The sequence below is a fragment of the Pseudomonas gessardii genome (genome assembly GCF_001983165.1).
Taxonomy (GTDB): domain Bacteria; phylum Pseudomonadota; class Gammaproteobacteria; order Pseudomonadales; family Pseudomonadaceae; genus Aquipseudomonas; species Aquipseudomonas gessardii.
The window spans coordinates 17,424-29,212 of sequence record NZ_MNPU01000065.1 but is presented as its reverse complement, the minus strand read 5'-3'; the positions used below and the strand labels follow the sequence as shown (position 1 = coordinate 29,212).

Below are 11,789 nucleotides of genomic sequence, written 5' to 3'. Positions count from 1 at the left end.
GACCTGATCGACGACCGACAATTTAAAGGTCAACGTGTAGTCGCGCTGACTACGCCTTTTTGCTGATTCCATTACGTCCTCCTGAAAAACAGATCAGAAGGTGTAAACCTTATTCAGGACGGGACACCTGGATAAAAAAAGGCCCGCGGACGAACGAATGTGTCGCGGGCCTTTTTATAGGGAAGTCATGGCGGTTAGCCACAGGCGTTGGGCGAATCCTATCCGTGCCCTGAACCGCATGTCAATTTCGTGAATCGTCTGTATTTAGGCAAAAAAAGTCTAAGCGATATTATTTAGCCATTATTTACGCAAACTATACGCTCGCCCAATTCATCCCGTGAATAAGCCGCTGGTGGGTAACGCATTTTCCAGTGTGGCGTAAAATTCCACAAAAAACACATTTTGAAACATTTATCCACCCCAAGAACACAAGAATGAATCACGCGCGCAAATAGCAAGCATTATCATTAGCGCGTTATTTTTCTCCCTCTTACGGATGCCCTCCCTTAATGCCTGCCCTTCGCCTGACGCCCATGACCCTTGGGCTTTCTGCATTGCTGTGCGCCGGATTTGCCAGTGCCGCGACGACCCTGCCCGCCACCTCCATCAGCGCCGAAGCCGACGAGGACGACCCGCGCCTCAAAGACACCCACACCGCCACGCGCACCGCCACACCGGTGCGCTATGTGCCCCAGGCGATCGATTCGGTAAAGACCGAGAGCCTGCGCGCCTACGGCACCAACGACCTGGGCCAGGCCTTGAGCGGCATCCCCAACGTCAGCAGCGGCGCCGATACACGCTTTGACAGTTTGCGTATCCGCGGCTTTGAAGCCAGCAGCGACTTCTATCTCGACGGCATCCGTGACGACAGCCAATACGTGCGCGACTTGCACAACATCGAGCGCATCGACGTACTCAAGGGCCCCGCCGCCGTGTTGTACGGCCGTGGTGGCCAGGGCGGGATCGTCAACCGTGTCAGCAAACTGCCCCAGGCCGGGCGCGTTTCCAGTATCGAAGCCCAGGGCGGTACGAACGGGCTGCGCAGCCTGTACACCGACTTGAGCGCTGACCCCAGCGAGAACATCAGCCTGCGCCTGAACATGGGTAACGAAGACACTGACAGTTTTCGCGACAATGTCAGCGGCAACCGTAAACTGTTCGCGCCGTCGATCAGCTGGCAACTGACCCCGCAGCTGAACTGGCTGGTGCAATACGAATACAGCCGCTATGACCGTACCCCGGACCGTGGCATTCCTGGCGTGCGCGGGCGCCCGGCCGATGTGAGCCGCGATACCACCTACGGCGACCCTCGCGACTACATCGACGACACCACCCAATCGCTGCGCTCCAAGCTCGCCTATGAACTCAACGACAGCTGGCAACTGCGCCATACCCTGGGCGTGTTCAAGCTCGACAGTGACTTCGACAATACCTACCAGACCAGCTACGACCCGGTGACCAACAAGGTCGGGCGCCAGCGCTGGCAGCAAGACCTGACGACCCGCAATGTCTTCAATAACGTCGAGCTCGAAGGTGGCTTCAGCACCTTTGGCCTGGAACACCGCCTGCTGACCGGCGTGGAGCTGGGCAGCCAGCGCCGTGACCCAAAGCTGTACAGCGCGGTAACGGCAACAGTGCCCGGCCTCGATCTGAACCACCCCAACCGGCACCTGAGCCATACCGGGCCGATGAGGATCTCCAGCAACAACCACACCGAAGTCGAAAGCCAGGGCCTGTATGTGCAGGACCAACTGCGCCTGAACGATCAGTGGCAAGTACTCGCCGGTTTGCGCTACGACCGTTTTGAAGTGGACACCACCAATAAGATCATCAATACCCGGCAAAACGTCGACAGCCACAACACCAGCCCACGGCTCGGCGTGGTGTGGACGCCGGTGGAGAACCATTCGTTCTACGCGTCCTGGAGCAAGACGTTCTCCCCCACCGGTGGCGGCCTGATCGGCATCACCCCGAATGCCCCCGGCAATGCCAACAACCTGAGCCCCGAGCTGACCAAGCAAAAGGAAATCGGGGTCAAGAGCGACTGGCTCGACGACCGCCTGAGCACCACCCTTGCCGTGTATGAGCTGGAGCTCTACAACCGCCGCACCCGTGACCCGGAAAAACCGCTGATCACCCTGCTCAGCGGTCTCCAGCGTTCCCGGGGTATCGAGCTGACGGCCACCGGCAAAGTCATCGGCAACTGGTATGTGCGTGGCGGCGTCGGCGTGCAGGATGCCAAGGTGGTAAAAGACAACAATGGCTTTGAAGGCAAACGCATCAGCGACGTGGCCAAGCGCAACGCCAGCCTGTTCGTCACCTGGAAACCGGAAATGGGCTGGTATGCCGAAACCGGCTTGACCCTGGTGGGCGACCGTTATGCCGATAATGCCAATACCGTGGTGTTGCCGGGCTATGGCCGCTGGGACGCCCTGGCCGGGTTCCGGCACAAGGAATGGGATGTAAAGGCGGCGCTGAACAACATCAGCGACAAGACGTACTACGCCTCGGCAACCAGTGCCAACCAGATCCAGTTTGGTGACCCGCGTAGCCTGGTGGTAACGGGGACGTACAACTTCTAACCCACATGCGGTTCATGTGGGAGCGGGCTTGCCCGCGATGGCGGTGTGTCAGTTGATGCATATGTGACTGATACACCGCAATCGCGAGCAAGCCCGCTCCCACATTTGGATATCAGTGCCCATCAGTCCTGGATCAACTCGCACAGCGCCTGCACTTCATCCTCGCTGAACAACCCCGCCGGGTAACGCTCCCTTATCACACGTCGCGGGTCAGTCTGCCGGATCCGTCGCGAGCCGTTTGCCTTCAACCAGAGTACCAGCGTGTGAATCGCGTCACCGCGCACGACCAAAGGATGGCGCGTGCATTTATAGACCAGGTTGATATCGGCATTCATTTCAGCGCTCTCTCCTACTGCTTGAGCGGCTAACTTACTCAAGGTTTATGACAGAACTGCGCAGTCACAAACCCCGCTCACGGTCCCAACGCCGATACAAGAGCTGTGCCAATGCCCCCGGTTTACAGGCTTGCAGACACAAAAAAGCCCACGACCCCGACGGGCCATGGGCTTGCTGCTCTTACCCGGAGCAGTTGCCGGCGATCAGTCGCTGTGCAACGAAATCGCCTGTTACAAGTGCACTCAGTTTTTGTGCGGCGCGGGCTGTTGTTGGGTCAGGCAGTGGATATTGCCGCCCCCCAGTAACAGTTCACGGCCTGGCACCATCACCACTTCATGTTGCGGGAACAGGCCCTGGAGGATTTCCTGGGCGCGGCTGTCCAGCGGGTCATCAAAACTCGGCGCGATAATGCCGCCGTTGACGATCAGAAAGTTGACGTAGGAGGCGGCCAAGCGCACGGTCGGATTACGCTCCTGGGAACCGTCCACCGGGTCGACCCCGGCACATTCTTGCTCAGTGGCGTACAACGGCCCCGGGATCGGCATTTTATGCACGGTAAACGCGCGGCCCTTGGCGTCCGTGCTGTTTTGCAACACGTCCATGGCTGCGTGGCAGCGTGCATAGTTAGGATCTTGCGGGTCGTCAGTCCAGGCCAGCAACACTTCGCCCGGGCGCACGTAGCAGCAGAAGTTATCCACATGGCCGTCGGTTTCGTCGTTGAACAGGCCGTCGGGCAACCAGATGATCTTATCCACAGCCAGGTTGGCGCTGAGTACCGCTTCGATTTGCCCACGGTCCAGATGCGGGTTGCGATTGCGGTTGAGCAGGCATTCCTCGGTGGTGATCAGGGTGCCTTCACCATCGACGTGAATCGAACCGCCTTCAAGCACAAAACCCTCGGTGCGATACCGCGGGCTGCGCTCGATCTCGAGGATTTTGCCGCCCACCTGGGAGTCGCGGTTCCACGGCGCATACAGGCCACCGTCAAACCCGCCCCAGGCATTGAAGTCCCAATTCACGCCACGCACTTCGCCTTGGTCATTGATCACGAAGGTCGGCCCGCTGTCGCGTACCCACGCATCGTCGCTGGACATCTCCACCACCCGGATATTCGGCACATCCAGGCGCGCCCGAGCGTTTTCGTACTGGCCGGCGGAAACCGCGACCGTCACCGGCTCAAAACGCGCAATGGCCTTGGCCACCGCCACATGGGCCGCCTGCGCCGGCTTGCCGCCCAGGCGCCAGTTGTCCGGGCGCTCGGGCCAGATCATCCAGGTCTGGGTCTGGGGGGCCCACTCGGCGGGCATATAGAAGCCATCAGCGCGAGGCGTGCTGTGCAAAGTGGTCATGGCGATCAGGACTCCAGGGAACCGTCGAGGGTCTTGAGCGCGCCGTACAGGTTCGGCCGACGATCACGGAACGAGCCCCATGCGCTGCGGATGTGCTCCAACTCATCGAGGTCGAAGCTGTGCACCAGGATGCCTTCTGCGGTTTCGTTGAGTTCTTCGACCTTCTCGCCGAACTGGTTGGCAATGAACGACGAGCCGTAGAAGGTAATGTCGTAGCCGTCCTGCTCTTCGTTGCCGATACGGTTGCTGGCGATCAGCGGCATCAGGTTGGCGCCGGCATGGCCTTGTTGCACGCGCTGCCAGTGGTCGCGGGACGAAATGGTCTTGTCGTGTGGCTCGCTGCCGATGGCGGTCGGGTAGAACAGGATCTCCGCGCCTTGCAGCGCCATGCTGCGGGCGCATTCCGGGAACCACTGGTCCCAGCAGATGCCCACGCCGATTTTTGCGTAGCGGGTGTTCCACACCTTGAAGCCGGTATCGCCCGGGTTGAAGTAGTACTTTTCGTGGTAGCCAGGGCCATCCGGGATGTGGCTTTTACGATAAATCCCGAGGTTGGAGCCGTCGGCATCGATAATCGCGATGCTGTTGAAACGCGCACGGCCGGCCAGTTCAAAGAAGCTGATCGGCAGCACCACTTGCAGTTCCTTGGCGATTTTCTGGAAGTGCTTGATGGCCACGTTATCGTCAACCGAGGTGGCCAGTTGCAGATAGTCCGGGTTCGGCTTCTGGCAGAAATACGGGCTTTCAAACAACTCCTGGATCAGGATGATCTGCGCGCCTTTGGCGGCGGCCTCACGGACCAGCTTTTCAGCGGTCTCGATATTGGCTTCGAGGTCCCAGGAACAAGCCATCTGGGTGGCGGCGACGGTAACGATACGGCTCATGAATCATCTCCTGGGCGGTGGCCAGCGGCCAGGATAAACCGGGGCCGATGACAGAAAGGGGAATGCTGGAGGACTTTATAGCGGATAAAAATCGGCTTTTAAAGCATTCAAGCATCCAACCGTCTAAAAAATGCAAAATTATCCCGATAACAATCGAGTTCAAATATCGAAGGGGTTACAGCCCTTCATCCAACACCTTCGACAGCATGTCGACAAAGAAATCCACACTGCGTTTAGACGTGACCATCGGCGGCTTGATCTTGAGGATGTTCAGATAGTCCCCGGTCGGCTGCATGAAAATCCCCAACTCCCGCAGGCGCTCACACAGCCTCGCGGTCTCTTGCGTGGCCGGCTCCAGGGTCTGCCGATCCCGCACCAGCTCCAACCCCAGGTAGAAGCCCGAGCCATGCACCGCCCCCACCAACGGATGACGCTCGATCAACGCTTGCAGCCGCGCCTTGAAATGCCCGCCGACCACCTGGGCGTTTTCCCAGAGTTTTTCTTCCTCCATCACGTCCAGCACCGCCATGCCAATCCGGCAACTGACCGGGCTGCCGCCCGAGGATGAGAAGAAATACCCTTCGGCCTCCAGCGCTTCGGCGATTTCCCGGCGGGTAATCACTGCGCCCAGGGGCTGGCCGTTACCCATGCCCTTGGCCATGGTGATGATGTCCGGCACCACCCCCTGCTCTTCAAAGCCCCAGAAGAAATGGCCCATGCGTCCGTAGCCAACCTGCACTTCATCGGCGATACACACCCCGCCCTGGGCGCGCACCAGGGCATACACCTGCTGCAAATAGCCCGGCGGCAGGGAGATACCGCCGGCATTGCCATACACCGGCTCACAGATAAAACCCGCCAACTGGCGCTGGCTGGCGGCAATTTTCGCCAGGTTGTGCTCGACGCTGCGCACGTAGTCCGGCGCACTGTCCGGGCCACGGAATTCACCACGATAGGTATTGGGCGCGGTCACGGGGTGCACCCAGTCCGGCCGGCTGCTCAAGGCCTGGGGGTTGTCGGCGATCGAGGTGGACACTGCATCGGCCGCCACCGACCAGCCGTGATAGGCCTCCAGCACACTGAGCATGTCGCGCCCGCCACTGTAGGCCCAGGCCAGGCGGATCGCCAGGTCGTTGGCCTCGGTGCCACTGTTGACCAGGAACACGCGGTCCATGGAACCTGGCGCCAGGGCCAGCAGACGCTCGGAAAACTCGGCAATCGCAGCGTAATGAAAACGCGAGTTGGTGTTGAGCAGCGACCACTGCCGCGCCGCCACCTGGGCCATGCGCGGATGGCCGTGGCCCAGCACCGCGACATTGTTGAGCATGTCCAGGTAGGAACGGCCCTGCATATCGATCAGATGGTTGCGCCAGCCACGCTCGATGCGCGGCGGGTCAACGTAATAGTATTTCTGCGAGCGGGCGAAGCTGGCATCGCGCCGGGCCAGCAAGGTGTCTGGATCCAGCTCCGGCTCGGCATCACAGGCAAGGCCCAGCAGCGTCGCCGGTGACGGGCACAACGCCTGCCAGGCCGCCGCGCGGGACGGTGTGCAGAACAGCGGCGGCTCAAGATCGGCCCGGCACAACTGCACCGTCAATAGGCCACCAGCCTCACCCAGGACCTGGCCCTTAAGCACCATTGCGCCGGGCGGTAACGCGGTTTCCAGCCCCCACAGCCGTACATGCAGTTGCCCACTGTGCACACATAATCCGCCATCGGCAGTGCTGCGCAGGGTACCGGCGAACGGCGCTTGTACAACCGTGCCCCGGGGCGCCTGCAATTCGACGTGCAGCGCCAGGGTATCAGGCTCGGCCGCGCAGTCGGGGCGCGTGCGGGACAGGCGATATTGGCCATAACGACTGGCCGCCAGGCCATGCACCGCGGCCGCTTGCTGCAAGAGCTGTTGGTCGATGCCGGGGGCTTCCCAGTTACCGGCCTCGAAATGCGGGCTGAGTACGCCCAGGTCGATCAGCGCGAACTCACGCCCCACCAACCCCGGCAGCAGCGGGGCAAAGCCTTCGCTGGCCAGCGGCGCCAGGCTGGCACCGACGCACGCCAGGATCGCCGCCTCCATCAACTCAAACGGCACCGAGAGGGCAACCTGGAAAATTTCCCACTCATGCTCGGCATTCTTCAACAGGTAGGTGTTATCCGGGTCCAGGCGCTGCTGCTGCTCACTGCTCAGCACCAATACTGCCGCACGGGCCACGATCAGCGGCCACAGCGCCTGCAACTCCTGTGGCTGCAAAGGGGTCAGGGCGTGACAGGCCTGGATCGCCGGCAGGATCGCAAACGGGTCGCCCTCGACGTGGTGCAATAACGCCGCACAGGTCACCGACAAGTCCGCAACCCGCCAGGTGTGCACCAGATCACCGAAATCGATCACCCCCTGCACCTGCCAGTGCTGCTCGGCGTCGCGCTGCCACACCACGTTGTCGTCGGTGATATCCAGATGCACGGCCTGCCAGGGCAACTGATCGACCAAGGGCCGCAGGCGCTGCTCGACCTGTACCGCGACCCGCTCCAGGGCCGCGCGCTGCGCCAGGGTGTCGAGTGTCGACAGTAAATGGCCGATCAGGTCCAAGGCATGGCGCGGGTCCCATTGCAGGGTGCGCTCCAGGCCCCCATGCGCAAAACCGGCCAAGGCCTGGCTCATCTGCCCGCACAGGTGGCCAAAACCAGCGATCACGTCACGGTCCAGGTGCGGCAGGTGGGTCAGCGGCTGGCCGTCGATATAGTCCAGCAACCGCAGGTGCACGGCCTGACCGGCCACCGTCACGCTCAGAAGTTGCTCGCCGTTGAGGGTGCTGATGACCCTGGGCACCCGGACCGCAGCGTGGGCCTGCAAGTGCCCAAGGGCCGCGTGCTGGGCCTGCAGCTCAACGGCGGCGTACTCGCCACGGCAGATTTTCAGGACGAAGCGGCCACGGTCGCTGTCGACCCGGTAATTGAGGTCTTGCTGACTGCCCAAGGACTGTAGCGTGCCACTGAGGCCGTAATGCTGCTCAAGCAACTGCAAGGCGTGCTCCGGGCCGACCTGCGGGCACGGCAGACTGGCGCGGTGGATCAATGTATCGAGCAACATGTGACGGCCCCTGGTTTTTTTATCCGGTGCTTATATCGCCATTGTTGACGGGGGTTACGCAAGCCCTGGACGACAGCCACACCGGCAATCTGACCACGCGCCCTTGCACCGGCCCGCTCCACAACACAAGCTATGCGTCATTCGCTTTATGTCTGTCTAAGGAAAAGGGCTGTTGACATGCGCATTCTCATTACCGGCGGTGCAGGGTTTATTGGTTCGGCCCTGGTCCGGCACTTGATTCAACACACCGGGCATGAAGTGCTCAACCTCGACAAACTGACCTACGCCGGCAATCTTGAGTCGCTGACCAGCATCGCGACCAACACCCGCTACGAGTTCGTCCAGGCCGATATCATCGACCAGACCACCGTCAGCGCAGTGCTGGCGCGCTTCCAGCCCCAGGCCATCATGCACCTGGCGGCCGAGTCCCATGTCGACCGCTCCATCGACGGTCCGTCGGACTTTATCCAGACCAACATCGTCGGCACCTACAGCCTGCTTGAAGCCACTCGCGCCTATTGGCAACAGTTGGCAGAACCGGCCAAGAGCGCCTTCCGCTTCCATCACATCTCCACCGACGAAGTGTATGGCGACCTGCATGGTGTGGATGACCTGTTCACCGAAACCACGCCTTACGCGCCCAGCTCGCCTTACTCCGCCAGCAAGGCGGCGTCCGACCACCTGGTCCGCGCCTGGCAGCGGACCTATGGCCTGCCGGTGCTGCTGACCAACTGCTCGAACAACTACGGGCCGTTCCACTTTCCCGAGAAGTTGATCCCGCTGGTGATCCTCAACGCCTTGGCGGGCAAGGCCCTGCCGGTGTACGGCGATGGCCTGCAAGTGCGCGACTGGTTGTTTGTCGAAGACCACGCCCGGGCGCTGCTCAAAGTGGTCACCGAAGGTGTGGTAGGCGAAACCTACAACATCGGCGGGCACAACGAGCAGAAGAACATCGACGTAGTGCGTGGCATCTGCGCACTGCTCGAAGAGCTGGCGCCACAGCGTCCGGCCGGGGTTGCCCAGTTCACCGACCTGATCACCTTCGTCAAGGACCGTCCAGGCCACGATCAGCGCTACGCCATCGACGCCGGCAAGATCGAGCGCGAACTCGGTTGGGTTCCTGAAGAAACCTTCAAAACCGGCCTGCGCAAGACCGTTCAGTGGTATCTGGATAACCTGGAGTGGTGCCGCCGGGTCCAGGACGGCAGCTATCAAGGACAACGACTGGGCAACACTGACCTAAAGGATCTGATCGCATGATGAAGGGAATTGTATTGGCCGGCGGCTCCGGCACCCGCCTGCACCCCATTACCCTGGGCGTGTCCAAGCAGTTGTTACCGGTCTATGACAAACCGATGATCTACTACCCGATCTCGGTACTGATGCTGGCCGGGATCAAGGAGATCCTCGTGATTTCAACCCCGGTGGACCTGCCGCAATACCGCACTCTGCTGGGGGACGGTAGCCAGTTCGGGGTTACCTTCAGTTATGCCGAACAGCCCAGCCCGGACGGCCTGGCCCAGGCGTTCCTGATTGGCGAAGCGTTTATTGGTAAGGATCCGGTGTGCCTGATTCTGGGCGACAACATCTTCCATGGTCAGAGCTTCAGCCAGCAACTGCACAGCGCCGTCAAGCGCGACAAGGGCGCCACGGTGTTCGGCTACTGGGTCAAGGACCCGGAGCGCTTTGGCGTGATCGATTTCGATAGCGAAGGCCGCGCGCTGTCCATCGAAGAAAAGCCCCTCAAGCCCAAATCCAGCTATGCCGTTACGGGCCTGTATTTCTACGATAACGACGTGATCCAGATTGCCAAATCGATCAAACCGTCGCCACGCGGCGAACTGGAGATCACCGACATCAACAATGCCTACCTGCAACGGGGCGACCTGCAGGTTGAGCGCTTCGGTCGTGGCTTTGCCTGGCTCGACACCGGCACCCACGACAGCCTGCTGGAAGCCTCGCAGTATGTACAAACCATCGAGCACCGCCAGGGCCTGAAGGTCGCTTGCCTGGAAGAAATCGCCTATCAGAGCGGCTGGATCGACCGTGAGCACCTGCTCGAACACGCGAAGTACTTTGGCAAGACCGGCTACGGGCAGTACCTGTTCGCCCTGGCAGGAGAACCCCGGTGAATATCGTTGAAACCTCCCTGCCCGGTGTGCTGCTCATCGAGCCCAAAGTGTTCGGTGACGAACGCGGTTTTTTCTACGAAAGTTTCAACGCCCGCGCCTTTGCAGAGGGCACCGGCCTTACACGCAACTTTGTCCAAGACAACCATTCACGCTCGCAGAAAGGCGTATTGCGCGGCCTGCATTACCAGCTGGAGCACACCCAGGGCAAACTGGTGCGCGTCAGCGCCGGCGAGGTCCTGGACGTGGCGGTCGACATCCGCCGCAGTTCGCCGAACTTCGGCCAATGGGTGGGGGTGCGCCTGTCTGCGCAGAATCATCGTCAACTGTGGGTACCGGAAGGGTTTGCCCACGGCTTTGTGGTGCTGAGCGACTACGCCGAGTTCCTCTACAAAACCACCGACTACTACCAGCCAAGTGCCGAGCGCTGCATTCTGTGGAATGACCCGACGCTGGCCATCGACTGGCAACTGAGCGAGCCCCCACAACTATCCGCCAAGGATCAGCACGGCAAGCCCCTGCTGGAAGCCGACCTGTTCCCATGAGCACAGCCTTGAAAATCCTCATCACCGGCCAACACGGCCAGGTTTCCCGGGAGCTGCAACAGCGGCTCCAAGGCCTGGGTGAGTTGATTGTGCTCGGTCGCGACCAACTCGACCTGGCCAACCCCGGGCAGATCCGCCAACAGGTACGCAGCCATCGCCCGGGGCTGATCATCAATGCGGCGGCGCATACCGCTGTCGACCAGGCCGAGAACGAGCCCGATGTGGCCTTCGCGATCAATGCCACGGCGCCCGGTATCCTGGCCGAGGAAGCCAAGGCCCTGGGCATCCCGTTGATCCACTACTCCACCGACTACGTGTTCGACGGCAGCAAGCCTGCGCCCTACACCGAAGACGATGAGCCCAACCCGTTGGGGGTCTACGGCCAGAGCAAACTGGCGGGCGAACAGGCCATTGCGGCGGTGGGCGGTCAGTACCTGATCCTGCGGACCAGTTGGGTGTATTCGGGCCACGGCAAGAATTTCCTGCTGACCATGCAGCGCCTGCTCCAGGAAAAACCTCACATGCGCATCGTCGCCGACCAGATCGGCGCACCGACCTGGGCCGGGACCATCGCCAACAGCACCCGCGCCCTGATCGAGCGCTGGCAGGCTGGCCAGGCCGGGGACTGGGGCGTGTATCACCTGACGGCCCAGGGCGAGACTTCGTGGTTCGGCTTTGCCCAGGCCATTGGCGAGCAGCTGCTGGCCGAAGGCAAGGCCTGCGCCGCACTGGAAGGGATCCCCGCCAGTGACTACCCGACGCCCGCCCAGCGCCCGTTGAACTCGCGCCTGGATTGCAGCCGCCTGCAACAACAATGGCAAGTCGGCCAACCGCAGTGGCGTGAAGCATTGCGCGAGTGTCTTGCACAGCAGCACTAGG

9 protein-coding genes are annotated in these 11,789 nt (G+C 61.2%); 5 read left to right on the top strand and 4 right to left on the bottom strand.

The window, feature by feature from the left end; genetic code table 11:
- Positions 1-509: 509 nt before the first annotated feature.
- Complete coding sequence (locus tag BLL38_RS27365) at positions 510-2,582, top strand: TonB-dependent receptor (protein WP_076965071.1); 2,073 nt, start codon at positions 510-512, stop codon at positions 2,580-2,582.
- A 122-nt stretch (positions 2,583-2,704) separates the two neighbouring features.
- Here BLL38_RS27365 and BLL38_RS27360 read toward each other — a convergent pair whose 3' ends face one another.
- The 4 genes from BLL38_RS27360 to BLL38_RS27345 all read right to left on the bottom strand — a co-directional run bounded on the left by BLL38_RS27360 (position 2,705) and on the right by BLL38_RS27345 (position 8,236).
- Positions 2,705-2,917 (bottom strand): hypothetical protein, encoded by a 213-nt coding sequence (locus BLL38_RS27360; RefSeq protein WP_076965070.1) that lies wholly within the window; start codon positions 2,915-2,917, stop codon positions 2,705-2,707.
- Between the two features lie 243 nt (positions 2,918-3,160).
- Complete coding sequence (gene aguA / locus BLL38_RS27355) at positions 3,161-4,267, bottom strand: agmatine deiminase (protein ID WP_076965069.1); 1,107 nt, start codon at positions 4,265-4,267, stop codon at positions 3,161-3,163.
- A 5-nt stretch (positions 4,268-4,272) separates the two neighbouring features.
- Positions 4,273-5,151, bottom strand: coding sequence for an N-carbamoylputrescine amidase (aguB, locus tag BLL38_RS27350; RefSeq protein WP_057437091.1), 879 nt, complete (start codon positions 5,149-5,151; stop codon positions 4,273-4,275).
- Positions 5,152-5,326: 175 nt separating this feature from the next.
- Positions 5,327-8,236, bottom strand: a complete 2,910-nt coding sequence (locus BLL38_RS27345) for an aminotransferase (RefSeq protein ID WP_076965068.1) — start codon at positions 8,234-8,236, stop codon at positions 5,327-5,329.
- Between the two features lie 177 nt (positions 8,237-8,413).
- Here BLL38_RS27345 and rfbB point away from each other — a divergent pair, with 177 nt between their 5' ends.
- The 4 genes from rfbB to rfbD are packed head-to-tail and all read left to right on the top strand — an operon-like array spanning position 8,414 to position 11,788.
- Positions 8,414-9,496, top strand: coding sequence for a dTDP-glucose 4,6-dehydratase (rfbB, locus tag BLL38_RS27340; RefSeq protein ID WP_076965067.1), 1,083 nt, complete (start codon positions 8,414-8,416; stop codon positions 9,494-9,496).
- Positions 9,493-10,368 carry a glucose-1-phosphate thymidylyltransferase RfbA gene (gene rfbA, locus BLL38_RS27335; RefSeq protein WP_076965066.1) on the top strand — a complete coding sequence of 292 codons (876 nt, stop codon included), beginning with the start codon at positions 9,493-9,495 and terminating at the stop codon, positions 10,366-10,368. Before rfbB ends, rfbA begins: the two co-directional genes overlap by 4 nt.
- Complete coding sequence (rfbC, locus tag BLL38_RS27330) at positions 10,365-10,910, top strand: dTDP-4-dehydrorhamnose 3,5-epimerase (protein ID WP_076965065.1); 546 nt, start codon at positions 10,365-10,367, stop codon at positions 10,908-10,910. Before rfbA ends, rfbC begins: the two co-directional genes overlap by 4 nt.
- Positions 10,907-11,788: a dTDP-4-dehydrorhamnose reductase gene (gene rfbD, locus BLL38_RS27325; RefSeq protein WP_076965064.1), complete on the top strand. Its 882-nt coding sequence runs from the start codon at positions 10,907-10,909 to the stop codon at positions 11,786-11,788. The genes rfbC and rfbD overlap by 4 nt, the downstream gene beginning before the upstream one ends.
- Position 11,789 lies beyond the last annotated feature (1 nt).

Excerpts from the sequence above, each read along its gene's own strand:
- BLL38_RS27365 (WP_076965071.1), top strand. The coding sequence starts at position 510 with ATGCCTGCCCTTCGCCTGACGCCCATGACCCTTGGGCTTTCTGCATTG.
- BLL38_RS27360 (WP_076965070.1), bottom strand. The coding sequence starts at position 2,917 with ATGAATGCCGATATCAACCTGGTCTATAAATGCACGCGCCATCCTTTG.
- aguA (WP_076965069.1), bottom strand. The coding sequence starts at position 4,267 with ATGACCACTTTGCACAGCACGCCTCGCGCTGATGGCTTCTATATGCCC.
- aguB (WP_057437091.1), bottom strand. The coding sequence starts at position 5,151 with ATGAGCCGTATCGTTACCGTCGCCGCCACCCAGATGGCTTGTTCCTGG.
- BLL38_RS27345 (WP_076965068.1), bottom strand. The coding sequence starts at position 8,236 with ATGTTGCTCGATACATTGATCCACCGCGCCAGTCTGCCGTGCCCGCAG.
- rfbB (WP_076965067.1), top strand. The coding sequence starts at position 8,414 with ATGCGCATTCTCATTACCGGCGGTGCAGGGTTTATTGGTTCGGCCCTG.
- rfbA (WP_076965066.1), top strand. The coding sequence starts at position 9,493 with ATGATGAAGGGAATTGTATTGGCCGGCGGCTCCGGCACCCGCCTGCAC.
- rfbD (WP_076965064.1), top strand. The coding sequence starts at position 10,907 with ATGAGCACAGCCTTGAAAATCCTCATCACCGGCCAACACGGCCAGGTT.